Annotated in this window: 18 protein-coding genes; 12 read left to right on the top strand and 6 right to left on the bottom strand. The window is 71.5% G+C overall.

Features of this window, described 5'->3' with window-relative positions:
* The first annotated feature begins 49 nt into the window (after positions 1-49).
* The 7 genes from AB0958_RS23075 (at position 50) to AB0958_RS23045 (ending at position 8,260) form a co-directional block, all read left to right on the top strand.
* Positions 50-1,285: a spermidine/putrescine ABC transporter substrate-binding protein gene (locus tag AB0958_RS23075; protein ID WP_366892340.1), complete on the top strand. Its 1,236-nt coding sequence runs from the start codon at positions 50-52 to the stop codon at positions 1,283-1,285.
* A 7-nt stretch (positions 1,286-1,292) separates the two neighbouring features.
* Positions 1,293-2,438 carry an ABC transporter ATP-binding protein gene (locus AB0958_RS23070; protein WP_366892339.1) on the top strand — a complete coding sequence of 382 codons (1,146 nt, stop codon included), beginning with the start codon at positions 1,293-1,295 and terminating at the stop codon, positions 2,436-2,438.
* On the top strand, positions 2,438-3,370 hold the full coding sequence (locus tag AB0958_RS23065) for an ABC transporter permease (protein ID WP_366892338.1): 933 nt from the start codon (positions 2,438-2,440) through the stop codon (positions 3,368-3,370). The genes AB0958_RS23070 and AB0958_RS23065 overlap by 1 nt, the downstream gene beginning before the upstream one ends.
* Complete coding sequence (locus tag AB0958_RS23060) at positions 3,371-4,171, top strand: ABC transporter permease (RefSeq protein WP_366892337.1); 801 nt, start codon at positions 3,371-3,373, stop codon at positions 4,169-4,171.
* Positions 4,172-4,204: 33 nt separating this feature from the next.
* On the top strand, positions 4,205-5,632 hold the full coding sequence (locus AB0958_RS23055; RefSeq protein ID WP_366892336.1) for an FAD-dependent oxidoreductase: 1,428 nt from the start codon (positions 4,205-4,207) through the stop codon (positions 5,630-5,632).
* A 172-nt stretch (positions 5,633-5,804) separates the two neighbouring features.
* Positions 5,805-6,251 (top strand): hypothetical protein, encoded by a 447-nt coding sequence (locus AB0958_RS23050; protein WP_366892335.1) that lies wholly within the window; start codon positions 5,805-5,807, stop codon positions 6,249-6,251.
* A 212-nt stretch (positions 6,252-6,463) separates the two neighbouring features.
* Positions 6,464-8,260, top strand: coding sequence for a glycoside hydrolase family 18 protein (locus AB0958_RS23045; protein WP_366892334.1), 1,797 nt, complete (start codon positions 6,464-6,466; stop codon positions 8,258-8,260).
* Here AB0958_RS23045 and AB0958_RS23040 read toward each other — a convergent pair.
* Together AB0958_RS23040 and gabT are read right to left on the bottom strand one after the other, a co-directional pair.
* Positions 8,199-9,074, bottom strand: coding sequence for a phosphatase PAP2 family protein (locus AB0958_RS23040; RefSeq protein ID WP_366892333.1), 876 nt, complete (start codon positions 9,072-9,074; stop codon positions 8,199-8,201). The two genes, AB0958_RS23045 and AB0958_RS23040, sit on opposite strands and share 62 nt — an antisense overlap.
* A gap of 192 nt (positions 9,075-9,266) precedes the next feature.
* Positions 9,267-10,601: a 4-aminobutyrate--2-oxoglutarate transaminase gene (gene gabT, locus AB0958_RS23035; protein WP_132889867.1), complete on the bottom strand. Its 1,335-nt coding sequence runs from the start codon at positions 10,599-10,601 to the stop codon at positions 9,267-9,269.
* 313 nt (positions 10,602-10,914) lie between these two features.
* Between gabT and AB0958_RS23030 the strand changes: the two genes are divergently transcribed.
* From AB0958_RS23030 to AB0958_RS23020, 3 genes are all read left to right on the top strand, one after another.
* A complete protein-coding gene (locus AB0958_RS23030; RefSeq protein WP_366892332.1) occupies positions 10,915-13,116 on the top strand; it encodes an ATP-binding protein in 2,202 nt (733 codons plus the stop codon).
* A 140-nt stretch (positions 13,117-13,256) separates the two neighbouring features.
* Complete coding sequence (locus tag AB0958_RS23025; protein ID WP_366892331.1) at positions 13,257-14,828, top strand: PucR family transcriptional regulator; 1,572 nt, start codon at positions 13,257-13,259, stop codon at positions 14,826-14,828.
* Between the two features lie 139 nt (positions 14,829-14,967).
* On the top strand, positions 14,968-16,416 hold the full coding sequence (locus AB0958_RS23020) for an aldehyde dehydrogenase family protein (RefSeq protein WP_366892330.1): 1,449 nt from the start codon (positions 14,968-14,970) through the stop codon (positions 16,414-16,416).
* A gap of 364 nt (positions 16,417-16,780) precedes the next feature.
* Here AB0958_RS23020 and AB0958_RS23015 read toward each other — a convergent pair whose 3' ends face one another.
* The 3 genes from AB0958_RS23015 to AB0958_RS23005 form a co-directional block, all read right to left on the bottom strand.
* Positions 16,781-17,755, bottom strand: a complete 975-nt coding sequence (locus AB0958_RS23015) for a hypothetical protein (protein WP_366892329.1) — start codon at positions 17,753-17,755, stop codon at positions 16,781-16,783.
* A 392-nt stretch (positions 17,756-18,147) separates the two neighbouring features.
* Positions 18,148-18,975 carry an ABC transporter permease gene (locus AB0958_RS23010; protein ID WP_366892328.1) on the bottom strand — a complete coding sequence of 276 codons (828 nt, stop codon included), beginning with the start codon at positions 18,973-18,975 and terminating at the stop codon, positions 18,148-18,150.
* The gene (locus tag AB0958_RS23005; protein WP_366892327.1) at positions 18,972-19,754 is read right to left on the bottom strand and encodes an ATP-binding cassette domain-containing protein; all 783 of its coding nucleotides are present in this window, start codon (positions 19,752-19,754) and stop codon (positions 18,972-18,974) included. Before AB0958_RS23005 ends, AB0958_RS23010 begins: the two co-directional genes overlap by 4 nt.
* Positions 19,755-19,877: 123 nt before the next feature.
* On the opposite strand from AB0958_RS23005, the gene AB0958_RS23000 reads away from it, so the two are divergent.
* Both AB0958_RS23000 and AB0958_RS22995 read left to right on the top strand, forming a co-directional pair.
* Positions 19,878-21,164: a histidine kinase gene (locus tag AB0958_RS23000; protein WP_366892326.1), complete on the top strand. Its 1,287-nt coding sequence runs from the start codon at positions 19,878-19,880 to the stop codon at positions 21,162-21,164.
* Entirely contained in the window at positions 21,161-21,814 is a 654-nt protein-coding gene (locus AB0958_RS22995; protein WP_366892325.1) for a response regulator transcription factor, read from the top strand. The genes AB0958_RS23000 and AB0958_RS22995 overlap by 4 nt, the downstream gene beginning before the upstream one ends.
* Before the next feature lie 206 nt (positions 21,815-22,020).
* Here AB0958_RS22995 and AB0958_RS22990 read toward each other — a convergent pair whose 3' ends face one another.
* On the bottom strand, positions 22,021-24,870 hold the full coding sequence (locus AB0958_RS22990) for a glycoside hydrolase family 3 C-terminal domain-containing protein (protein ID WP_366892324.1): 2,850 nt from the start codon (positions 24,868-24,870) through the stop codon (positions 22,021-22,023).
* Positions 24,871-25,012: the final 142 nt, after the last annotated feature.

Here is a 25,012-nt window from a genome sequence, read left to right as displayed (position 1 = left end):
CCTCCGGCCGCTCGGTGAACGGCCGTCTTCCCGAAAGGGCATCAAGCGCATGAGGCAGTACGAGCCCGACCGCCCGACCCCGGTCGAAATGGCCGCGATACGGCGCAGCCTACGCACCGGCCGGGCCGCCCTGGGCCGCCGTTCGTTCCTGGGCGGCGCGCTCGCGGTGGGCGGCGTCGGGGCGCTGAGCGCCTGCGGCATCCCCGCGGCCGGCAAGACCCAGGGCGGGGTCTCCGCGGACGACCACTCGGCCAAGGAGAAGGTGGTCAACTTCTCCAACTGGCCCGAGTACATCGACGTGGACGACAGCGGGAAGACCCATCCCACGCTGGACGAGTTCCGCAAGCGGACCGGCATCACCGTCAAGTACACCGAGGACATCAACGACAACGACGAGTTCTTCGGCAAGGTCCAGCCGCAGCTCGCCGCCGGCCAGGACACCGGCCGGGACCTGATCGTCCTCACCGACTGGCTGGCCGCCCGGATGATCCGGCTCGGCTACGTCCAGCAGCTGGACGCGTCCAACCTGCCGCATGCCTTCGCCAACCTGTCCGACCAGTTCCGCAGCCCCGACTGGGACCCCGGCCGCGCCTACTCGTACCCCTGGCAGGGCATCTCCACCGTCGTCGCCTTCAACAAGAAGGCGCTGAACGGCGTCGAGGTGAAGTCGGTCTCCGACCTGCTCGACAACCCCGCGCTCAAGGGCCGGGTCGGACTGCTCACGGAGATGCGGGACACCGTCGGCATGACCATGCTCGACATGGGCATCGACCCGGCGAAGTTCGGCGACGACGACTACGACGCCGTGATCGCCCGCCTGCAGAAGGCCGTCGACAAGGGACAGATCCGCCGCTTCACCGGCAACGACTACACCTCGGACCTCAGCAAGGGCGACCTGGCCGCCTGCGTCGCCTGGGGCGGCGACATCGTGCAGCTCCAGGCCGACAACCCGGACGTCGCCTACGTCATCCCGGACAGCGGCTACATGACGTCGACCGACAACATGATGATCCCCAACAAGGCCCGTCACAAGACGAACGCCGAACGGCTCATCGACTTCTACTACGAGCCCCAGCCGGCCGCGGAACTCTCCGCCTACGTCAACTACGTCAGCCCGGTCGCGGGCGTGCAGCCGTACCTCGCCAAGATCGACAAGGGGGCGGCGAGCAACCCGCTGATCGTTCCCGACAAGGCCATGCAGGCCAAGTCCCATGCCTTCAGGGCCCTCAGCTCGAAGGAAGAGACGGCCTACCAGCAGAAGTTCGCGAAGCTCACAGGGGCGTGACGACACCATGACGAAAGACAGCAGCGGCGACGTCCGCCTCACCGGCATCGGCAAGACCTACGACAACGGCTTCACCGCCGTACAGCCGATGGACCTGACGGTGCCGCAGGGCTCCTTCTTCGCCCTCCTCGGCGCCTCGGGCTGCGGCAAGACCACCACCCTGCGCATGATCGCGGGCCTGGAGGAGCCGACCAGCGGCACCGTGCACCTCGGCGACCAGGACGTCACCCACCTGCCGCCGTACAAGCGGCCGGTGAACACGGTCTTCCAGTCCTACGCCCTCTTCCCGCACCTCGACATCTTCGAGAACGTCGCCTTCGGACTGCGTAGGCGCGGCATCAAGAGCGTCAAGAAGCAGGTCGAGGACATGCTGGAGCTGGTCCAGCTCGGCGAGCAGGCCCGTAAGAAACCGCACCAGCTCTCCGGCGGCCAGCAGCAGCGCGTCGCGGTGGCCCGCGCCCTCATCAACCACCCCAAGGTGCTCCTCCTCGACGAGCCGCTCGGCGCCCTCGACCTCAAGCTGCGCCGTCAGATGCAGCTGGAGCTCAAGCGCATCCAGACCGAGGTGGGCATCACCTTCATCCACGTCACGCACGACCAGGAGGAGGCCATGACCATGGCCGACACGGTCGCCGTGATGAACGCGGGACGCGTCGAGCAGCTCGGCTCGCCCGCCGACCTCTACGAGAACCCGAACACCACGTTCGTCGCGAACTTCCTCGGCACCTCGAACCTCATCGAGGCCGAGGTCGACACGAAGAACGGCGACGACATCGTGCTCAAGGCCGGCGACGGCAAGCTGGTGCTGCCCGAGGCGCGATGTTCGGCGCCCACCACGACCGGCGGCAAGGTGCTGGTCGGGATCCGGCCCGAGAAGATCTCCCTCACCCACGCCGACGACGCGGGCACCATCCCCGAGGGCCGCAACCGGATCACCGGCAAGGTCGCCGACGCCAGTTTCATCGGCGTCTCCACGCAGTACGTCATCGACAGCGCGGTCTGCCCCGAGTTCGCGGTGTACGTGCAGAACGTCGAGCGCGACGGACGGCTCGTCCCCGGCGCCGACGTGGTCCTGCACTGGAGCCCCGCCCACACCTTCGGTCTCGACGCCGCCCAGGACATCGACGCCGGCACCGAGGAGGAGGCCGTCTGATGGCCACGCTCTCCGAGGCGCCGCCGCCCCTGGCGCCCACCGCACCCGAGGCGAAGAAGCCCCCGCGCAGACGCGGCCGGTTCACCCCGTACTGGCTGCTGCTGCCCGGCATCCTCTGGCTGGTCGTCTTCTTCGCGCTGCCGATGATCTACCAGGCGTCCACGTCGGTCCAGACGGGCTCCCTGGAAGAGGGCTACAAGGTCACCTGGCACTTCGCGACGTACTGGGACGCGCTGAGCGAGTACTGGCCGCAGTTCCTGCGGTCCGTCTTCTACGCGGCCGCGGCCACCGTCCTGTGCCTGCTGCTCGGCTACCCGCTGGCCTACCTCATCGCCTTCCGCGCGGGACGCTGGCGGAACCTGATCATGATCCTGGTGATCGCGCCGTTCTTCACCAGCTTCCTGATCCGCACCCTGGCCTGGAAGACGATCCTCGCCGACAACGGCCCGGTCGTGCACGTACTGAACTCGCTGCACGTCCTGAGCGTCACCGACGTCCTCGGCTGGACGGCCGGCGACCGGGTCCTGGCCACCCCCCTGGCCGTCGTCTGCGGCCTGACGTACAACTTCCTGCCGTTCATGATCCTGCCGCTCTACACCTCGCTGGAGCGGATCGACGGACGGCTGCACGAGGCCGCCGGCGACCTGTACGCCAAGCCGTGGACGACGTTCCGGAAGGTCACCTTCCCGCTGTCGATGCCGGGCGTCGTCTCCGGCACCCTGCTGACGTTCATCCCGGCGGCCGGTGACTACGTCAACGCCGAACTCCTCGGCTCGACCGACACCCGCATGATCGGAAACGTGATCCAGACGCAGTTCCTGCGCATCCTGGACTACCCGACGGCGGCAGCCCTGTCCTTCATCCTCATGGCGGCGATCCTCGCCATGGTCACGATCTACATTCGCCGGTCCGGGACGGAGGACCTGGTCTAAATGCCCTTCGTCAACTGGCTCAAGAAAAACCTCGTCGTCATCGCGGGACTGCTGACCCTCGGATATCTGCTCCTTCCGAACATCATTGTCACGGTGTTCTCCTTCAACAAACCGAAGGGGCGCTTCAACTACGAATGGCAGCAGTTCTCACTCGACGCCTGGAAGCAGCCGTGCGGGGTCGCCGACATGTGCGGCTCGCTCTCCATCAGCCTCCAGATCGCCGTCTGGGCGACGATCGGCGCCACCGTGCTCGGCACGATGATCGCCTTCGCGCTGGTCCGCTACCGCTTCCGCGCCCGCGGCGCCGTGAACTCGCTGATCTTCCTGCCGATGGCGATGCCCGAGGTCGTGATGGCGGCCTCGCTGCTCACGCTCTTCCTCAACATGGGCGCCCAGCTGGGCTTCTACACCATCCTGATCGCCCACATCATGTTCTGCCTCAGCTTCGTCGTCACCGCGGTCAAGGCGCGCGTGATGTCGATGGACCCGCGCCTGGAGGAGGCCGCCCGGGACCTCTACGCCGGACCGGCGCAGACGTTCCTCAGGGTCACCCTCCCCATCGCGGCCCCCGGAATCGCGGCGGGCGCGCTGCTGTCCTTCGCGCTCTCCTTCGACGATTTCATCATCACCAATTTCAACGCGGGTTCCACCGTCACCTTCCCCATGTTCGTCTGGGGTTCGGCACAGCGCGGCACGCCCGTCCAGATCAACGTCATCGGTACGGCCATGTTCCTGGTCGCCGTACTGTTCGTCCTGACGTCGATGCTCATCACGAACCGCCGCAACCGGCAAAAGGCATAACCACTTAATTGACTCTGTAGGGAGTTGGAAATCATGGCCCCAAGCGCCATGAGCCGTCAGGCAGATTGGACCACGTCACTCTCTGAAGCACAGCCGGTCGCGTACTGGCTCGAAGACCCCGGCAAGCCCCACCCCGAGCCCGCGCTCACCGGCGCCGACACCTGCGACCTGCTGGTCGTCGGCGGCGGGTACAGCGGACTGTGGACCGCGCTCAACGCCAAGGAGCGCGACCCCGGGCGCGATGTGGTCCTGCTGGAAGGCCACGAGGTGGGCTGGGCCGCCTCGGGCCGCAACGGCGGCTTCTGCGCCGCCTCCCTCACCCACGGGCTGTCCAACGGGCTCGCCCGCTGGCCCGGGGAGATCCACCGGCTCCAGGAGCTCGGCCTGCGCAACCTCGATGAGATCGAGGCCGCCGTGGCCCGGCACGGCATCGACTGCGAGTTCGAACGCACCGGTGAGATCGACGTCGCCACCGAGACCTACCAGGCGTGGGAACTGCGCGACCGCTACAAGGAACTGGAACAGCACGGCCTCGCGGACGACATCGAGTTCCTCGACGCCGACGCCGTGCGCGCCCAGGTCGCCTCACCCACCTTCGAGGCCGGCCTGTGGGACCGGCGGGGCGTGGCCATGCTCAACCCGGCCAAGCTCGCCTGGGGCCTCAAGCGGGCCTGCCTCGCCCTCGGCGTCCGGGTGTACGAGCACACGCCCGCCCTCGAACTGAAGCAGTACGGCGCCGGCATGGCCGTACGCACCCCGTACGGCGTGGTCCGTGCCCGGCAGGTCGCGCTCTGCACGAACATCTTCCCGAACCTGCTCAAGCGGGTCCGCGCCTACACCGTCCCGGTCTACGACTACGCCCTGATGACCGAGCCGCTCACCGCCGGACAGCTCGAGGCGATCGGCTGGCGGAACCGGCAGGGACTCGGCGACTCCGCCAACCAGTTCCACTACTTCCGGCTCTCCGCCGACAACCGCATCCTGTGGGGCGGCTACGACGCCGTCCACCACTACGGCGGCCGGGTGCGCCGCGAGTACGACGACCGCCCGGAGACCTACGCCAAGCTCGCCGGCCACTTCTTCGCGTGCTTCCCGCAGCTGGAGGGCGTCCGCTTCAGCCACGCCTGGGGCGGCGCGATCGACACCTGCTCCCGCTTCTCGGCGTTCTTCGGCACCGCGCACCAGGGGAAGGTGGCGTACGCGGCCGGGTACACCGGCCTCGGCGTGGGCGCGACCCGGTTCGGCGCCGACGTGATGCTGGACCTGCTGGCCGGGGAGGACACCGAGCGCACCCGCCTGGAGATGGTCCGCAGGAAACCGCTGCCGTTCCCGCCCGAGCCGTTCGCCTGGACCGGTATCGCCCTGACCAAGTGGTCGCTGGCCCGCGCGGACGCGCACGGAGGACGCCGGAACCTGTGGCTGAAGGCCATGGACCGGCTGGGCCTCGGCTTCGACAGCTGACGGCCCGGCAGGTGACGGGCCGGCAGGTGACGGTCCGACAGCTGACGGCCCGGGAGGTGACCCGGGTCACCCGACCGGGTCGGTGAAACCCGCGTAATGCTCCCGCAGGACCTCCCTCTCTCCTCGTGGACGCGACGCCCGCGTCCACGAGTCGGATCGGGAGGTCCTCTTGATGACTGGGGCGAAAACGGCGGTCGAATGGCTGGCATCCGTCGCACCGGACCCCGAGTCCTGCCGCTGGGAGTGGGAGCGCAACCCCCTGGGGGTCGCGCTGCTGCCCGCCGGCAGGGCCTGGGACGTGCTGATCCTGCCGGGCGAGCTCGGCGGTCTCACCCTCGACGTGCTCACCCGCGTCCTCGACCGACCGGGGCCCGTCCTGGTCGACTTCGGGGACCACCGGGTGGGCTTCTTCGTACCGCCCGGCACGGCCGCGCGGTGGCTGGGCACGGGGATCCGCGCGGCGGGGGCCGGCACCTGGATCGTGGTGCCGCACCCCGGGCGGTCGGCCCACGGCGTGCGGTGGCTGGTGACGCCGGACGGGTCGGGGACGCTGACGGATCCGGCGCTGCTGGAGCTGGCGATGCACGAGGCCGCCGCCGGCCCGGCCGACGGTGACTAGGCGCCGTTCGTATGCGGATTGTCGGTCGGCCGCGGGTGGGTGGGGGTTGTTCGCGCCCACGCGGCGGAGCCGCACATGTCACAGCCCCGCGCCCCTTTCGGGGCGCTGTTGTGCGGGCGGTTGTGAAGGGCCGTAGCTCTTGACAGGTGAATTGGTCTGGACCAAGTTGAGTGCGCACTCCACCTCCAAGCCCCCCACCCCCGGAGGCACTTGTGGTTCGCGCGAGACCTGTCCTCACCTTTCTCACGGCTCTGCTGCTGGCCCTGCCCGGTGTCACCGCGCTCTCGTCGGCCGCCCGTGCGGCCGATGCGGACCTCGTCGTCAACGGCGGTTTCGAGTCCGGCCTCACCGGCTGGACCTGCACGGCCGGTACGACGGTCGGCTCGCCCGTGCACAGCGGCGGCTCGGCACTCCAGGCAACCCCGGCCGGCAGCGACTACGCCCAGTGCGCGCAGACGGTGACCGTCCAGCCCGGTGCCCAGTACACGCTGTCCGGCTACGCCCGCGGCTCCTACGTCTACCTCGGCGCGAGCGGCACCGGCACCACCGACGTCTCCACCTGGACCCAGTCCGCCCCCGACTGGCAGAAACTCACCACCGCCTTCACCACCGGCGCCTCGACCACCAAGGTCACGATCTACACCCACGGCTGGTACGGCACCGGTGCCTACTACGCCGACGACGTGTCACTCGTGGGCCCGGGTGCCCCCGTCGGCCAGCCGCCCGCCGCGCCCACCGGGCTGCGGACCGGCACCGTCACGTCCACCGGCGTGGCCCTGTCCTGGACCGCGGTCACCGGCGCGACGAGCTACGCGGTCTACCGGGACGGGGTGAAGGACCGGACGGCGACCGGGACCTCGGCGACCGTGACCGGCCTGTCCCCGTCCACCGCGTACAGCTTCCAGGTCACCGCCCTGAACGGCGCCGGCGAGTCGGCGAGGTCCGCCGCGGTGTCCGCCACGACCGCCGCCGGGTCCTCCGGTGGGTCCACCGGCCTGCCCACCCACGCCCTGGTCGGCTACCTCCACGCCTCCTTCGCCAACGGCTCCGGCTACACCCGCCTGGCCGACGTGCCCGACAGCTGGGACGTCATCGACCTGGCCTTCGGCGAGCCGACCTCCGCCACCTCCGGCGACATCCGCTTCCACCGCTGCCCGGTCACCGAGTGCCCGAACGTGGAGAGCGACGCCGAGTTCAAGGCGGCGATCAAGGCCAAGCAGGCGGCGGGCAAGAAGGTGCTGATATCGATCGGCGGCGCCAACGGCCAGGTCCAGCTCACCACGGCCGCCGCCCGGGACACCTTCGTCTCCTCCGTCTCGAACATCATCGACACCTACGGCCTCGACGGCCTCGACGTCGACTTCGAGGGTCACTCGCTCTCCCTGGACGCGAACGACACGGACTTCAGGAACCCGACGACCCCGGTGATCGTCAACCTGATCTCCGCGCTGAAGACGCTGAAGGCCACTTACGGCTCGAAGTTCGTGCTGTCCATGGCGCCGGAGACCTTCTTCGTGCAGATGGGCCACCAGTACTACGGCACCGGCAAGTGGGGCGGCCAGGATCCGCGCTGCGGGGCGTACCTCCCGGTCATCCACGCCCTCCGCGACGACCTGACCCTGCTGCACGTCCAGGACTACAACTCGGGCCCGATCATGGGCCTCGACAACCAGTACCACTCCATGGGCGGCGCCGACTTCCACATCGCCATGACCGACATGCTGCTCACCGGCTTCCCGGTGGCGGGCGACGCCGGCAACGTCTTCCCGCCGCTGCGCCCCGACCAGATCGCGATCGGCATGCCGGCGTCGACCAACGCGGGCAACGGCTACGTGGCGCCGTCCGAGGTCACCAAGGCCCTGGACTGCCTGACGAAGAAGACGAACTGCGGCTCGTACACCACGCACGGCACCTGGCCCGCGCTGCGCGGCCTGATGACCTGGTCGGTCAACTGGGACCGGTACGCGAACTGGGAGTTCCAGAAGAACTTCGACGCCTACTTCGGCTGAGCAGCAGGGCCAGCGCCGTCAGCATGATCGTGCCCAGGCACCAGCTGGCCAGCACGTCCAGCGGCCAGTGCCAGCCGCGGCGGACCAGACCGTAGGAGACGCCGAGGACCAGGGCCGCGCAGCTCCCGACGGCCAGTCGGCGGGCTCGCGCGGAGGGCAGCCAGGGGAGGAGGATCAGGGTCGCGGAGCCGTACGCGATCGCGGCCGTCGCCGTGTGGCCGGAGGGGAAGTAGCCGACCGCCGGGGGCACCACGGGGGTCCCCGGGCGGGCGGTCCAGTCCTTGAGCGGGACGACGATCGCGGGGACCAGGGCCATCAGGACGGCCGCCGCCGTGGGCGGCAGCCACCAGCGGTCCGTGCCGGCGGTACGGCCGCGCCGGCCCACGTAGGCGATCGCGATCACCAGGACCGGGACCGCGACCTGTACGTTCCCGAGGTCGGAGAGGCCCGAGGAGAACCGGTCCGGGTGGACCAGGGCGCTGCTCAGACGGCTGTCCAGGCGCAGCAGGGGGCCGTGCGCCACGACCTGCCAGGTGATCAGCGCGAAGAGGACGGCCGGAAGGCCCATGAGTCCCGCGAGGAGGAGAAGAAAGGAGGTCGGCCGCCCCGGAACAGGGGGGGTGGTTCCGAGGCGGCCGTCCGGACCGGAACGCCGCACGCCCCGGGGGGTTTGGGGCGGGCGACCGTCCGATCGGTGAGGAGATCCGGAGCCGGAGGCCCCGGTTGTGTGCGCGAGGGCACGACCAGGTCGAAGCTGGGGAGGCCCCGTCCTGAAGTCGCCCACAGTCCCCTGTGGGCGGGGTGTATCTCTCATCTGCTCAGAACCTACGGCAGGGTGCGGCACGGCGACAGGCGCAATCGCGTCCCGCCATCCACCTCGCACACCTTCTTCACACGGCCTGACGGGAGCCGCCCAAGCCTCCCACATCCCACCGGACGGGACGGCCGGGGCGGCGGTGACGCACGGGACCGGGCCCCCTGGCGGGGCCCGGCGGAGCCCGGTGGCTCAGATCCGCGCGAAGGCCTGCTCGATGATGTCGAGGCCCTCGTTGAGGAGGTCCTCGCCGATCACCAGCGGGGGCAGGAAACGCAGCACGTTGCCGTAGGTGCCGCAGGTCAGGACCAGCAGGCCCTCCTGGTGGCAGGCCTTCGCGAGCGCGGCGGTCGCCTCCGGGTTCGGCTCCTTGGTGGCGCGGTCCTTGACCAGCTCGATGGCGATCATCGCGCCCCGGCCGCGCACGTCACCGATGACGTCGAACTTCTCGGCCATCGCGGTCAGGCGAGGCTTCATGATCGCCTCGATGTTCTTCGCCCTGGTGTTGAGGTCGAGCTCCTTCATGGTCTCGATGGCGCCGAGCGCACCGGCGCAGGCGACCGGGTTGCCGCCGTACGTGCCGCCGAGGCCGCCGGCGTGGGCGGCGTCCATGATCTCGGCGCGGCCGGTGACGGCGGCCAGCGGCAGACCGCCCGCGATGCCCTTGGCGGTGGTGATCAGGTCGGGGACGATCCCCTCGTCCTCACAGGCGAACCACTGGCCGGTCCGGCAGAAGCCGGACTGGATCTCGTCGGCGACGAAGACGATCCCGTTGTCCTTGGCGAACTGGCTGATCGCGGGCAGGAAGCCCTTCGCCGGCTCGATGAAGCCGCCCTCGCCGAGCACCGGCTCGATGATGATCGCGGCGACGTTGTCGGCGCCGATCTGCTTGGAGATCTGGTCGATGGCCTGCTTGGCGGCCTCCGGACCGGCGTTCTGCGGGCCGGTGGGCCAGCGGTAGGCGTAGGCGACCGGCACCCGGTACACCTCGGGCGCGAACGGCCCGAAGCCGTTCTTGTACGGCATGTTCTTGGAGGTCAGCGCCATGGTGAGGTTCGTACGGCCGTGGTAGCCGTGGTCGAAGACGACCACGGCCTGCCGCTTGGTGTACGCACGCGCGATCTTGACGGCGTTCTCGACGGCCTCGGCACCGCTGTTGAACAGCGCGGACTTCTTGGCGTGGTCGCCGGGGGTCAGCTCGGCGAGCGCCTCGGCGACCTCGACGTAGCCCTCGTACGGAGTGACCATGAAACAGGTGTGCGTGAAGTCGGCCAGCTGGGCGCTCGCCCGGCGTACGACGGCCTCCGCGGAGGCGCCCACGCTGGTCACCGCGATACCGGAACCGAAGTCGATCAGACGGTTGCCGTCGACGTCCTCAATGATGCCGCCGCCCGCGCGGGTGGTGAACACCGGCAGCACGGAGCCGACGCCCTGCGCGACCGCGGCGAGACGGCGGGTCTGCAGCTCCTGCGACTTGGGGCCGGGGATGGCGGTGACGACGCGGCGCTCCTGCGGAAGTGCGGTCATGGGGGGCTCCCTGGTGAATCGTGCGAACCGGCGAGTCCCGGCTGCGGACCGAGTGGTCTTCCGGGTGACTCCGGCGGTGCGTTTTCGGACGCTTTCCTTCTTTCTTCGCAGGCTAGGGCCGGGTGTGGGAGGTGGGCATGCTCCATGTGGGCGTTGTCGGGCCGTGGCGTTGTCCGTCATGGACATAGGGCAGCGGGAGGGACCGTGGCCGGACCGCGAGGCTCCTCGGCCGCGTAAGCGGTGAACTCCCTTGGGGTGAGCGTTAGATTGGCCGCTGACGGTGGACGGAACGGCTGGTCAGGGAGCGAGAGCGATGGACAGCGACGGGACGCGGGACGCCCGGGGCACGCATGCGAATCCTGTGCCCCGTCCGGCGGGACCGCAGGACACGGGCGCCGCGCCGGCCGAGGCGTCCGCGGTACCGACCGAGGCGTCCGCCGGGCCGGCCGGCACCTTCTCGGTGCCGCCGCGGCCGACGGCACCGCCGACGGTGCCCCCGCTGCCGGACGGCGCGGCCTTCCTCGGCTGGCTGCGCACCCCCCGGCCGGAGGCGGCCCCGGGGGTGTGGCGGTTCGGGTACCGGGCGCGGCCCACCGAGGAACCCGAGGCGATCCCGGCCAGGCAGCTGCTGAGCGGCGCGCTGATCGCGTTCCTGGTCGGCTGGCTGCTCTGGTCGCTGCTGTGGAACGGCTACCTGGGCGGCTGGTGGGTGGTCCCGCTGGAGCTGTTCACCCCGGACTCCTGGCGGCACAGCGACGACGCCGTGGGCAACGCGTTCCTCTGGTACGGCTACTACGCGCTGATCGCCCTCGCGATCGCGCTCGTCGTCGGCCGGCTCGGCCGCTGGGGCGAGGTCTGGCGCCGCTACGGCCCGCCCGCCTGGAGCCCGGCCAGGCCGGCCGCCGAGCGGCCGCCCGCCCCCGAGCAGGACCCCGCCGAATTCGTGTACCTCCGGCAGGCCGGCGCGCACGAGGCCGCCGATCGACTGGCCGGGGAGGCGCGTGGCGGGCTGATGCGGGACGTGGACCATGCCCGGATCGCCCGTGCCTGGCAGGGGGTGCAGAGCGGCCGGCACGGCATGGCCGCCTTCTGCGCCGCCGTCGTCAAGGACGGCGCCGCCGCCTGCCTGCACCCCTCCGGCGAACGCGACCTGCCCGCCCGGCACGCCCGGCACGACCTGGTGACCGGCCAGGTCCGGCTGGGTACGACGGCCGACGACCCCCGCAACCCCTACCACTACCGGGGCACCGGCCTCGCCCTCGGCCCCGACCTGCTCGGCACCTCCCTGCTCGCCGTCGGCCCGGCCGGCTCCGGCAAGACCGGCTCCCTGGTCCGCCCGCTCGCCGAGTCACTGTGCCTGCACGCGCTCGCCGGGCGTGCCTCCGTGGTCGTCGTCGGCGCGGCCGGCGCCGGGCTCGGACCCGCCGACGCCTACGACGTCGTCGTCCGCATCGCCCACCCCGAGTCCGTCTACGACCTCGACCTGTACGGCGGCACCACCGACCCCGACGAAGCCGCCGCCATACTCGCCGAGGCCCTCGTCGGCGACCTCGCCGACCCGCACCCCGGCAGCGACAGCCGCCGCTCCACCACCGTCCTCGCCCAGCTGCTCGGCCCCTTCAGGGCGGTGCACGGCCGCTTCCCCTCCGTACCCGAGCTCCGCCAGCTCCTCGACGGCGCGGCCGGCCCGCTGGCCGCCCTCCGCAAGGGGCTCGGCGCCACAGGACACGAGTCGCTGCTGCGCGAACTCGACGCCCGGGAACGGCAGATGGGCCACCCCGGCGACGTGGGCGCGGTTCTCGCCGACCGCATCGCCCTGCTCGACCGTCCGGCGTTCGCCGGCTTCTTCGACACCTCGGGACAGACCCGCCCCTTCTCCCTCAGGGCCCTCGACCACCCGGTCCGGGTCCGCATCGACCTGCCCGAGCGCGGCCACGCCGACGCCTCCCGCATCCTGGCCCGCCTGGTGCTCGCCCAGTTCACGGCGAGCGTGACCGTACGGGACGACCGCTCGCTCTTCGCCTGCCTGCTCCTGGACGACGCTACGGGCGTCGTCACCCCCGAGGCGGTGCGCGGCATCCAGCGGCTGCGCTCGACCAACGCGGGCGTCGCGCTGACCCTCCGTACGCTCGACGACGTACCCCGCCCGCTGCGCGGTCCGCTGCTCGGCGCCGCCGGCTGCCGGATGGCCTTCGCCGGCCTCACCCCCTGGGACGGGCAGGACTTCGCCGAGGTGTGGGGCAAGGAGTGGACCGAGGCCCGGGACGTCACCGACCGGCAGATCATCGCGGAGACCCCGGCCGGCAAGGCGCTGCACGTCGTACGCCGGGTGATCACGGGCAAGGCGCCCACCGCGCGGGCGGTCACCGTACGGCAGGTGGAGCGTGAGCGCTGGTCCGCCTCCGAGCTGGCGCACGGGGTGCCCGCCGGTCACGCCGTCCTCTCCCTGACGACGGTCAAGGGCGAACACGCGCCGCCCCTGCTGGTGGACCTGAGGAGCGGCGTCCGGGTCTGAACGGGGGCGCACGCGTGACCGTACAGTGAGGCAGAATCGACAGTGGCCCTTCGTACGGGACGGCCAAACTGCCCGCTGCCCTGTCGCGACTGTCACGACCGTCCCGACGGTCACGACCGAAGAGAAGACCTGACGGCCCGATGCCACCGACGCTCGCCTCGCTCGTCCACCACTCCGCGCTCAAGCTGACCGTGCGCGCGGGCGAGGGCCGCCTCGACGTGCCCGTGCGCTGGGCCCATGTCAGCGAACTCGCCGACCCGGTGCCGTACATGGAGGGCGGCGAACTGCTCCTGATCACCGCGCTGAAACTGGACGCGGAGGATCCCCAGGCCATGCGGCGGTATGTGAAACGCCTGGTCGGAGCGGGTGTGGTGGGTCTCGGCTTCGCCGTCGGGGTCAACTATGACGAGATCCCCGACGCGTTGGTCGACGCGGCGGAGAAGGAGGGCCTGCCCCTTCTGGAGGTGCCGCGCCGCACCCCCTTCCTCGCCATCAGCAAGGCGGTCTCGGCGGCGATCGCGGCCGACCAGTACCGCGCGGTGACCGCGGGTTTCGCCGCCCAGCGGGAACTGACCAGGCAGGCGCTGAACGCGGGGCCCGAGGGCCTGCTGTCCGCGCTCGCCGCCCAGGTGGACGGCTGGGCGGCGCTGTACGACGCGTCCGGCGCGGTGGTGGCGACCGCACCGGAGTGGGCGGGGCGCCGGGCGGCACGGCTCACCGCGGAGGTGGAACGCCTCCGGGAGCGCCCGGCACCGGCGTCCTCGGTGGTGGGCGGCCCCGATCACGAGGACCGGGTCGAGCTGCACTCGCTCGGGACGGGCCGCCGCCCGCGCGCCGCCCTCGCGGTCGGTACGGCGGCGGCCCTCGGCACGGCCGAGCGCTACGCCGTCCACTCCGCCATCGCCCTGCTCACCCTCACGACGGAACGCTCCCGTTCGCTGCACGCGGCCGAGCAGCGGGTCGGGGAGGCGGTGCTGCGGATGCTGCTCGCCGGAGAGCCGGACCATGCGCGGGCCGTCGCCGGGGACCTGTACGGCGGCCTGCTCGACGCACCCTTCCGGATGCTCGTCGCGGACGCGGGCGGCGAACTGCGGGCCGGCCTCACCGAGGTGGTGGAGTCGGCCGCGGCGCGTTCCGGGGAGGCGGTCCTGGTGGTGCCCGAGGGGGAGGAGCGGCTGGTGGTGCTGGCCGCCGACGGGGGCGCGGCGGTGACGGCGTGCACGGAGTACGCGGCGGCCCGGGAGGCCGCGCGGACGGCGGCCGGCGAGCAGGGCGGCGGAGAGGACGAGGAGCTGGCCGTGGGCCTGTCGGCACCGGCCGGCCCGACCGGCGCCGCGGCCGCCTACAAGCAGGCCGAACAGGCGCTGTCGGTGGCCCGGCGCAGAGGCCGGGTCCTGGTCGAGCACGAGCAGCTGGCCTCGGGCTCGGTGCTTCCGCTGCTGGCCGACGACGCGGTGCGGGCGTTCGCGGACGGCCTGCTGAGGGCGTTGCGCGAGCACGACGCGACCGGCCGGGGTGACCTGGTCGCCTCGCTGCGGGCCTGGCTCTCCCGGCACGGCCAGTGGGACGCGGCGGCCGCGGACCTGGGCGTCCACCGCCACACGCTGCGCTACCGGATGCGCAGGGTGGAGGAGATCCTCGGCCGCTCCCTGGACGACCCGGACGTACGGATGGAACTGTGGCTGGCCCTGAAGGCGACGTCAGGGGACTGACCCGGCGACGGCGCCCCTGCCAAAGCGTCGCACCCGCGCCCGCCACCACTACACCCCGGACAAACGCGCCGCCGCCCCCGGCGACCTACCGTGGACCCGAACGCACACACCCCCAACGCGGAAGGGCCGGGGCCCGCACATGACTTCCACCACCGCCTTCTGGCTCGCCGGCCGCCAGGTCACCGGCGAGGACACCTTCGACGTCACCAGCCCGTGGGACGGCCGTCTCGTCGGCAGGGTCGGCGTCCCCACCGACGCCCAGGTCGAAGAGGCCGTCGCCGCCGCCTACGCCGTGCGCGACGAGTTCGCCGCCACTGCGGCCCACGTACGCGCCGCCGCCCTCGACCACGTCAGCCGCCGCCTCGCCGAGCGCACCGAGGAGATAGCCCAGCTGATCTCCGCCGAGAACGGCAAGCCGATCAAGTGGGCCCGCGGCGAGGTCGGCCGTGCCGTCTCCGTGTTCCGGTTCGCCGCCGAAGAGGCCCGCCGCTTCAACGGCGGCGAGGCCCAGCGCCTCGACACCGACCTCGGCGGCCAGGGCCGGCTCGCGCTGACCCGCCGCTTCCCGAAGGGCGTCGTCCTCGGCATCGCGCCCTTCAACTTCCCGCTCAACCTGTGCGCCCACAAGATCGCCCCGGCCATCGCGGCCGGCGCGCCGATCATCCTCAAGCCGGCCCCGGCCACCCCCCTCTCCGGCCTGATCATCGGCGACCTGCTCGCCGAGACCACGGGTCTCCCGGCCGGCTCCTGGTCGATCCTCCCGGTCGCCAACGACAAGATGGCCGCCCTCGTCCAGGACGAGCGCCTCCCGGTCATCTCGTTCACCGGTTCCGAGAAGGTCGGCTACTCGATCATGGACTCGGTCCCGCGCAAGCACTGCACGCTGGAGCTGGGCGGCAACGGCGCGGCCGTCGTCCTCGGCGACTACGCGAGCGACGCCGACCTCGACTGGGCCGCCGGCCGCATCGCGACCTTCTCCAACTACCAGGGCGGCCAGTCCTGCATCTCGGTGCAGCGGGTCATCGCCGACGCGTCCGTCTACGACCGTCTGCTGCCGCGCATCGTCGCCGCCGTCGAGGCCCAGGTCACCGGTGACCCGGCCGACCCGAAGACCGATGTCGGCCCGCTGGTCAGCGAGGCCGCCGCGGAGCGCGTCGAGGCGTGGGTGAAGGAGGCCGTCGAGGACGGCGCCACCCTGCTCACCGGCGGCGACCGGGACGGTGCCACCTACGCGCCGACCGTCCTCACCGACGTCCCGGCCGACACCACCGTCTCCTGCGAGGAGGTCTTCGGGCCCGTCCTCACCGTGCAGAAGGTGAACGGCGAGGCCGAGGCCTTCGCCGCCGTCAACGACTCCAAGTACGGCCTCCAGGCGGGCGTCTTCACCCACGACGTGCAAACCGCCTTCCGGGCCCACCGCGCCCTGGAGGTCGGCGGTGTGATCATCGGCGACGTCCCCTCCTACCGCGCCGACCAGATGCCGTACGGCGGCGTCAAGCAGTCCGGCGTCGGCCGCGAGGGCGTCAGGTTCGCGATGGACGACTACACCTACGAGCGGGTCCTGGTCCTCACCGGCCTCGCCCTCTGACCCACCCGGACCACCCACCCCGGCCGGAGCCCGCTGTGCGGGGGCTCCGGCCGGTTCCGCTTTCACCGTCCACAGGCAAGGACGGCGACGTTGTCAACCACCGGGTGCGGTGGAGAGCCGGAACGCTGTCGACGAGGCCGGGCGGAATGGGCCGCAGGGCTGGGTGAAGGAGAGCTGCGCCACCGGTTCGACAAGCTCCCGAACCCTCCGGCTGCCCGGGGCATCGCCGGGGAGCCGGCGCATCCGCCGGCCGCGGGGATGGACGCGCTGGTGCGGCGCCTGGGCGTGGTGAGCCGGTCGGTCAGGCTGTTGTCGTCGATCCGTCGGCCAGGGATGCGCCCTGCCGACACGGCGCCGGCGACTGTCACGGGATGAAGACGATCTCCGGGAATCGTGATGAGGGCTGGTTCAGCAGCCGGCGCCGGTGGTGCGTGAGCATCTGATCGGCGAAGGCTCGGGGGTAGGTCTGTTGCCAGGCGACGGCTCGGTCGGGGGCGATGGTGCCGAAGAGGTGGACGAGTTCGGAGGTCGGCAGGGGCAGCACCTGCGCGAGTTGGGGATAGAAGGCCTCGAGGTCGGTGAAGGAGTCGTGGCCGGAGCCGAGCAGGGCGATGTCGCGGTGCCAGCGGTGCAGGTGGGTCCAGAACGTCTGGTAGTCCGGCAGGGTGGCGCGGCTGGACTTGTTGCCGTCCACGATCAGGAAGGGCCGGTCGAGACCGGCTTGGACCACCGGGCCCGCGGCACCCCCGTCGATGTCCATGCCGGCGTCGAATCTGGAGTCGGCGTACATGCTGGAGGCGACGTTGACGCCGCCGAGGGAGTGGCCGAACAGGCCGATCCTGGTCAGATCGAGTGCTTCGGCCAGTCCGCGAGGCACCGGGTGGTGATCGGTGTCGGGGTCGGCACCGTGGCTGAGCGCGTCGAGTTGGTTCAGGACGAAGCTGGTGTCGGCGACGCGCTCGGCGAGCATCGCGGATCCGTCGCCGCGGGCGGAGTCAGGGATCGCGTGGACGATGTGGCCGTCCGGGAACTCGACCTCGCCGGCGTCGTAGGGGAAGTCGATGGTGACCACGAGGTACCCGTGGCTGGCCAGGTCTTCGTCGATGATGGTGGTGTTGTCCCGGGTGGCGTTCTTCCCGGTGGCGTAGACCACGACCGGGATTTTGCGGCAGTCTCGGTCGACCGGTGCGTCCACGTGGGCGTGCGTGATGGGCAGTTCCGCCTGCCCCGGGTGCAGCCCGGTGTCGTTCACGAGGAACTCGGCGCCGGAGGCGGCAGGCATGTAGGGCGCCGCCGGATGGCGGGTGGCGTCCTGTGCGGGGTACCAGATGCTGATCATCAGTGTGCGGAAGGGGTGCGACGGCACCCAGGGTTCACGCCGCGAGGGATCCGTGAGGTGGAGCACGGTTTTGCCGATGTGATGCGGGCCCGTCGGCTCAGGAAGCGTCAGGCGGACGGGTGTGTGCTGCGCGGGTTCGGCCGTTGCTTCGTCGTCTGCCACAGCGGTGGACGCCGAGGCTGCGAGTGCTGCTGCGGCGCAGGCCATCGCTGCGATCACGGGACTGCGCCGGCGCGCGTGGAGCCGACGGCGAACGTTGATGATCATGGCGCCTCCTGAAGAGTCCGAAGGGCGTGTCAGAGGGGTTGTGGTGTCGCCGTGCTCCGTCGGCCCCGGCCCGTGCCCTGAGCGACTGGCACCTTGGGCGTCGGTTTGCCGTGTGGTTCTTGGTTTCACGCGTCGCGCCTTGCCCGCCAGGCGCCGGCGCCCACGAAGACGGCCAGGTAGAGGGCGAGATCAAACAGGGCGAAGCCCAGCGAGGGGATGCGCGCGGCGTGCGGCCCGGTGGGCGGATCGAGGGTGGCCAGCCTGGTGGCCGCGTTGATCGGGGTGAGGTGGTCGGGCAGGTAGGTGCTGCCTTCGAAGGCGCGTGCGATCGGGTAGGCGAGGAAGACCAGGGCGAACACGGCGGCGATGGCTGCGGCGGTGTGCCGCAGCAGCGCGCCGAGGCCGAATCCCGCCATGGCGACCACGGCCATGTACAGACCCGCGCAGGCCACCGCGCGCAGTGCGTGGCCGTCGGTGAGGGAGGCGTTCAGGTGTCGGCGGTGCAGAACCAGTTGGCCGAGCAGGAATGCGGCGAATGCCAGGACGTGCGAGATCAGTAGGGCGAAGGCTCCGAGGGTCAGCGCTTTGGCGGTGTAGACCCGGGAACGGTGCGGGGTGGCGGTGAGCGTGGTGCGGATCATGCCGGTGGAGTACTCGGTGCTGATCGCCAGCACGCCCAGGGCGCCGAGGGCGAGTTCGGCGAACTGGAAGCCGCTGAGCGAGTCGCCGACCGGGTCGAACTGATCCCGGTCGGAGGCGCTCATGGTGGCCCAGTGGCCGGTGACGGAGAGTACGTCCATCAGGCCGACCCCCAGCCCCAGGAGGAGCGCGGCGGCCACGGTGATCGTGGTGGAGCGCATGGTGCGCAGCTTGATCCATTCTGCGCGCAGCAGCGCGGGCAGGCCGGGCGTGCGGTCGGCGAAGGCTCGGGTGGTGGTGGCGCGGCTGGTCATCGAAGATCTCCCTGGGGGTGTCGGCCCGTCAGGTGCGTGCGGTACTCCACCGATGTGGCCGTCAGGCGCATGTAGGCGTCCTCCAGCGAGGCGCCCGGGCCGGCAGTTGCGAGGAACCGCGTGACGTCGGTGTCGGCGAGCAGACGGCCGCGGCCGATGACGACCAGGTGGTCGACGGTGAGTGCCATCTCGCTGATCAGATGGCTGGAGACCAGGATGGTGCGGCCCTCGGCGGCCAGCGACTTCATCAGGGCGCGGATCCACAGCACGCCTTCGGGATCCAGGCCGTTGACCGGTTCGTCCAGCAGCAGTACGGCGGGATCGCCGAGCAGGGCGGCGGCGATGCCCAGGCGCTGGCGCATGCCCAAGGAGAAAGACCCGACCCGCTTGCCGGCCACGCTGGACAGCCCGGTGAGGTCGAGCACGTGGCCGACCCGGTCGACGGGCAGGCGGTTGCTCGCGGCCAGCCAGGAGAGATGGTCGCGGGCGCGCCGCCCGGGGTGAACGGCGCCTGCGTCCAGGAGTGCGCCGACCTCGCGCAGCGGCCGGGACAGGGCGTGGAAGGGCCGGCCGTTGATTAGAGCGCGGCCGGCGTCGGGGGTGTCCAGGCCCAGAATCATGCGCAGCGTGGTGGACTTGCCCGCGCCGTTCGGGCCGAGGAAGCCGGTGATCTTGCCTGGTGCGAGGTGGAAACTGAGGTTGTCCACGGCCGTCTCGCGGCCGAACCGCCTGGTCAGGCCATGTACTTCGATCGCCCGCGGGGAGCTGGGAAGGTTCATGGCCCCCACGGTGCCCGTCGGCCCCGAGCGGGCACATCTGCCCGCGGCCTGGTTGCGCCTATGCCCGTGGGCATACGCCGGTAGGACGATGCCGGCCCTTCGACGCGTGCTTACGCTGGCGGCATGGCTTTTCCCATCGCTCCGCCGCTGCTCACGCGGGTGCGTCCGGCGTGGTGGCGGGCCGCGGACGGCGCAGTGGCCGCCTGTTACGGCGCGGCGGCGGGGCTGCTGCTGGCCAAGCAAGCGGACGCCGTGTTCCCCCTGCTCGGTGCGCTGGCCTGCGCTGTCGCGCTGGCCTGGCCGATCGCGGCACGTTCCCGGTGGCCGGCGGCCGCGTTCCTGGTCTCGCTGCTCGCCCTCGGGGTCGTGGCGGCATGGCAGCCGCGCTCGGCGTCCGCCGCGCTGGTTCCGCTCGGCCTTACGCTCTACACCCTCACCTCGCGCACCAGGCCGCCCGCGGCGATCGCAGCGCTGAGCGGGGCGTTGATCGCAGCGGTGTCGACGGCGCTGCCCGACTTCAGGCACACAGGCGGCGCCGTGTTGTTCGGCTCGGCTTACCTCGTGCTCTGGGCGATCGGGTTCGCTGTGGGGATGAACCGCCGCTACACCGCGCTCGCCCTACGCGCGCAGGCGCAGCAGGCACGCACCGGAATGGAGCGGGCACGTCACCGGCTGGCTCGGCAGCGCATGGACATCGCCAGGGAACTGCACGACGTCGTCGCCCACCACATGAGCGTGATCACGGTGCAGGCAGGTTACGGCGGGATGCTGCTCGAGGACGGCGCGGCCGAGGTGGGCGCGGCAGCGCCCGGTGCGGCACAAGCCCGGGCCGTGCTCTCCGTGATCGAGACCACCGGACGCCAAGCTCTCGACGAAATGCGGCGCCTGGTGGAAGTGCTGCGCGCCGAAGACGGCGAACCGGAGAGCGCCGAGCAGGAAGTCGGCCACGCGCCCGCGCCCGGGCTCGGCGACCTGCCACGCCTGATCGAACGGGCGGCACACGCCGGGGTGCAGGTGAGCGTGACCACGGCCGGGGCCGAGTGCGCGCTGCCGCCCGGCGAGGATCTGGCGGCGTACCGGATCGTGCAGGAGGCCCTGACCAACGTGATCAAGCACGGCGGCGACACGGCCGAACTGCACCTTCGCTTCGGCGAACGGTATCTGGAGATCCAGGTGACCAACGACACTACCAAGTCCGGGTCGGAGCCCGGCCAAGATGCCGCGCGAAGCCCGGGCCGCGGCACGGCCGGGATGCGCGAGCGGGCGGCGCTCTACGGCGGAGAACTCGACGCCGGACCCACCGGCGAGGGCGGCTACCGCATCTGGGCCCGCCTGCCACTGCTCTCTGTGGAGCCCACGACAGATGCACCGGTCCCACCCATGGATCACGGCCCCCGGGCGGTCCGATGAACCAGCGCGTTCTGCTGGCCGACGACCAGCACCTGCTGCGCGCAGGCATCAGCGGCATCCTCGACTCGGCTTCCGACATCCAGGTCGTCGGCGAGGCGGACAACGGTGAGCAGGCCGTCGAACTCGCCCGAACCCTTCGCCCGGACGCGGTCCTCATGGACATCCGCATGCCGGTGCTCGACGGCATCGAGGCCACCCGCCACATCATCACCGCCGAGCCGCAGGCCAAGATCCTGATCCTGACCACCTTCGACCTCGACGAGTACGTCTACGAAGCGCTGCGCGCCGGAGCGAGCGGCTTCCTCCTCAAAGACACACCGCCGCGGCGCCTGATCGAGGCGGTGCGTGCCGTCACCGCCGGCGACACGCTGCTCGCCCCGACGATCACCAAGCGACTGATCACCAGATTCACCGCACGACCCCCGACCCCGACCTCGGTCCCGGAAGGCCTCGCGGCGCTGACCGACCGCGAGCGCGAAGTCCTCACGCTGGTCGCCGGAGGCCTGACCAACGACGAGGTCGCCCGCCGGCTCCACATCGCCCCGGGCACCGCCAAGACGCACGTACGCAACCTGCTGACGAAGCTCGACGCCCGCGACCGCGTCCACCTGGTCATCATCGCCTACCGCACCGGATTGGCCGCGGGCTGAGCGTTTCGCTCGAGGTCCGCAGTCCTCGTTGACCGGCAGCAACAGTTGTCGATTTCGGCGGCCACTCGTCAACCGGCGCCGCCACAGCGCGAGATGCCCTGATGCGCTGTCACCGGCCGCGCCGCGCGGGTGTCAGGGCCGCCGGGCGGCCGCCACCTGGACGAGTGCGGAGGAGGGCGCGGGTACGTGTCGGTCGCTCCGGACCCTCAGCCGGAGAAACCGACGTGCGCGAGCCGCAGTGGGCCGCGCAGTTCGATGTGCAGGTCGTGGACGCCCTCGGCGGCGAGGTCCGCGGTGAGCGTGGTGTAGGCGTACACGTCCGCGGTGGGTTCGCCGAGGGTGAGTACGGCCGTCCGCGCGCCGCCGTCCAGGGAGAGTTCCAGCGTGCCCGCGCCGGAGACCAGCGCCCGGACCGTCGTCACGCCGGTGCCGAAGTCGCAGTCCCGGTAGACGAGTTCGCCGGGCCCGTCGCCCTCAGGGGTGACCGCGTCGCCCGCCGTCTTCGACCGGTCCACGATCGCGGTGCCCGACTGCTCGTCGAAGTCGGCCGCGTCCAGGCCGCGTTCGGCGACGCGACGCGGTACCGCCCGCTCGCCGTCCAGGACCAGGGTCGTACGCAGCCGGATGTCCTCGCTGGACGCGCCCACCAGCACGTCGTACGCGCCCTGCTCCAGGCGGCGGGCGCCGCCCCGGACGTCCCAGAAGGCGAGGGCGGAGAGCGGGACTTCGAAGCCCAGGCCGGCGCGCTCGCCGGGGGACAGGGTGATCCTGCGGTGGTCGAGGAGTTCGCGGCGCGGGCGGGTCACGGAGGGTTCGACGGCGCGGGCGTAGAGCTGGGGCACCTCGTCGGCCCTCACGTCACCCGTGTTGGTGACGGTGCACGAGACCCGGAGCGCCCCGTCGCGCACCTCGGCCGTCAGGTCCGTGTAGGAGAAGGACGCGTAGGACAGGCCGTGGCCGAACGGGAAGAGCGGGGTGCCCTCGAAGTAGAGGTACGTCTGGCGCGAGCCCAGGATGTCGTAGTCGAGGAGGCCGGGCAGGTCGGCGTCGGAGGCGTACCAGGTCTGCGGGAGGCGGCCCGCGGGCGAGACGTCACCGGCCAGCACGCGGGCGAGGGCGGTGCCGGCCGCCTGCCCGCCGTGGGCCGTCCAGAGCACGGCCGGCAGGCCGGCCGGGTCCACCGCGTAGGGGTAGGCCGACGTCAGGGCCAGGACGGTGTTGGGGTTCGCGGCGCGGGCCGCGCGCAGCAGGCGTTCCTGCTGCGGGGGCAGCGCCAGGGTCGTCCGGTCCTCGGTCTCCCGGCCGTTGATGTGCGGGTCGTTGCCCGCGACCACCAGGACGGCGTCGGCCGCGGCGGCCACCCTGGCGACGGTGTCCGCGCCGCGCTCCACGATGATCACGTCGAGGACCGCCGCGTCCTCGGCGGCGACCCGGACCCCGTCCGCGGTGACACAGACGTGGCGACCCGTGCCGAGATGCCGCAGGAGGTGACCGTCGTCGTGGGGTTCCAGGCGGAACGTCTCCTGGACGACCCAGCCGCCGGGCTGGTCCGCGGCGGCGCGCACGAAGCCGTCGTCGGCGACCGAGAGGTAGCGGCCGTCCGGGGCGCGCAGCGTCAGCACCCCCTCGCCCCAGTCGAGGAGGGCGAACTCGGTTCCGGTGGCGTCGGTGCCGAGCGGCGGGAGGTCCGTCCGGCCCGCGAGCAGCGCCGGGTCCAGGGCGCCCGCCGCGCCGCGCACCTCGTCGGCGGCCTCGGGAGCGGGCGGGACGTGCAGGAACGAGCCGTCGGCGAGCTTCAGCCGGACCCGGTCCACGCCCTCCGCGAACTCCACGCGCCCCGCGCCGAACCGTTCGTACAGGCCCTCCAGCGGGGTGGCACGGTGCAGCAGGGTGCCGCTGTACCAGTCGAGCTTGCACTCGTCGGCGAGCAGGCCGACCACGGCGAGCCGGGTGTCGGGCGCGAGCGGCAGCAGGTCACCGTCGTTCTTGAGGAGGACGACCGCTTGCTCCGCCGCCTCCCGGGCGAGGGCCCGGTGCGCCGCGGTGTCGAACTCCGCGGACTCGGCGGTGGGCAGGTGCGGGTCGTGGTCCGGGTCGAACTCGCCGAGCCGGAAACGGACCGAGAGCTGGCGGCGCACCGCCGTGTCGATGTCGGCCTCCGTCAACAGGCCCTCGGACAGCGCTCCGTTGACGCGGGCGATGATTTCCGAGGCGTCCGTGCCGTGGTCGGTGAAGCTGTCGACGCCCGCCAGCAGGGCGGCCGCCGTGGCCTCCTCGTGGGTGTCGAAGTAGTGCTCGTGGTCGACCAGGTTGGACGGCGCGCCGGCGTCCGAGCAGACCAGCAGCTCCTCGTCGGTCCAGGTGCGCAGGTGCTCGCGCAGGTACGGGGAGACGTGGTTGGGACGGCCGTTGACCAGGTTGTACGCGGGCATCACCCCGGCCACCGCGCCCGCCCGGACGGTCTCCTCGAAGGCGCGCAGGTCGTACTCGTGCAACACGCGCGGGCGCACCGAGGAGGAGGAAGTGGCCCGGTCCGTCTCGTTGTTGTGGGCCAGCCAGTGCTTCAGGACGGGGGCGGTGCGCCAGTACACCGGGTGGTCGCCGCGCAGCCCGCGGGTGTAGGCGGTGGCGATGGCGGAGGTCAGCCTCGGGTCCTCCGAGTAGCCCTCCTCGTTGCGGCCCCACAGCGGGTGGCGCAGCAGGTTCACCGTCGGCGCCCAGACGTTGAGGCCCACGCGGTCGTCGCGCGCCCGCATCGCCCGGACCTCCTTGGACACCGCCTCGCCGACCCGGCGTACGAGTTCGGTGTTCCAGGTCGCGCCGAGCCCCACCGCCTGTGGGAACACCGTCGCCGGGCCCATCCAGGCCACCCCGTGCAGGGCCTCCTGGCCGGTGCGGAAGGCGGCGATGCCGAGGCGCTCCACGGCCGGCGTGAACTGGTGCAGGAAGGAGACCTTCTCGTCCAGGGTGAGGCGCCCCAGCAGGTCGTCGATGCGCTTCGCGAACGGCAGGTGCGGATCGCGGAAGGGCGGTGTAGGCGGTGTCTGTGCGGTCACGTGGCGTTCCCCTTGCGCTGGAGCGTCGAGGCCCTTTCGAAGCGCTTCGATGCTCATTCGACGCCGGGGTGGGTGTCAAGGGATGCACACCGCGATTTCAAGCAGCGCATGCGGAGAGGTCACTCCCGGCAGTGCGGAGGAA

Origin of the sequence: Streptomyces sp. NPDC006655 (assembly GCF_040703965.1) — a bacterium.
GTDB lineage: Bacteria > Actinomycetota > Actinomycetes > Streptomycetales > Streptomycetaceae > Streptomyces.
Note: the sequence above shows the minus strand (reverse complement) of the source record. Positions and strands in the feature narration are given on the sequence as shown.

Coding starts and splice junctions, on each gene's coding strand:
- AB0958_RS23010 (WP_366892328.1), bottom strand. CDS start 18,975: ATGACCAGCCGCGCCACCACCACCCGAGCCTTCGCCGACCGCACGCCC.
- AB0958_RS23060 (WP_366892337.1), top strand. CDS start 3,371: ATGCCCTTCGTCAACTGGCTCAAGAAAAACCTCGTCGTCATCGCGGGA.
- AB0958_RS23055 (WP_366892336.1), top strand. CDS start 4,205: ATGGCCCCAAGCGCCATGAGCCGTCAGGCAGATTGGACCACGTCACTC.
- AB0958_RS23015 (WP_366892329.1), bottom strand. CDS start 17,755: ATGATCAGCATCTGGTACCCCGCACAGGACGCCACCCGCCATCCGGCG.
- AB0958_RS23070 (WP_366892339.1), top strand. CDS start 1,293: ATGACGAAAGACAGCAGCGGCGACGTCCGCCTCACCGGCATCGGCAAG.
- AB0958_RS23025 (WP_366892331.1), top strand. CDS start 13,257: ATGCCACCGACGCTCGCCTCGCTCGTCCACCACTCCGCGCTCAAGCTG.
- AB0958_RS23050 (WP_366892335.1), top strand. CDS start 5,805: ATGACTGGGGCGAAAACGGCGGTCGAATGGCTGGCATCCGTCGCACCG.
- AB0958_RS22995 (WP_366892325.1), top strand. CDS start 21,161: ATGAACCAGCGCGTTCTGCTGGCCGACGACCAGCACCTGCTGCGCGCA.
- AB0958_RS23000 (WP_366892326.1), top strand. CDS start 19,878: ATGGCTTTTCCCATCGCTCCGCCGCTGCTCACGCGGGTGCGTCCGGCG.
- AB0958_RS23030 (WP_366892332.1), top strand. CDS start 10,915: ATGGACAGCGACGGGACGCGGGACGCCCGGGGCACGCATGCGAATCCT.
- AB0958_RS23020 (WP_366892330.1), top strand. CDS start 14,968: ATGACTTCCACCACCGCCTTCTGGCTCGCCGGCCGCCAGGTCACCGGC.
- AB0958_RS23075 (WP_366892340.1), top strand. CDS start 50: ATGAGGCAGTACGAGCCCGACCGCCCGACCCCGGTCGAAATGGCCGCG.
- AB0958_RS23040 (WP_366892333.1), bottom strand. CDS start 9,074: ATGAGAGATACACCCCGCCCACAGGGGACTGTGGGCGACTTCAGGACG.
- gabT (WP_132889867.1), bottom strand. CDS start 10,601: ATGACCGCACTTCCGCAGGAGCGCCGCGTCGTCACCGCCATCCCCGGC.
- AB0958_RS23005 (WP_366892327.1), bottom strand. CDS start 19,754: ATGAACCTTCCCAGCTCCCCGCGGGCGATCGAAGTACATGGCCTGACC.
- AB0958_RS23065 (WP_366892338.1), top strand. CDS start 2,438: ATGGCCACGCTCTCCGAGGCGCCGCCGCCCCTGGCGCCCACCGCACCC.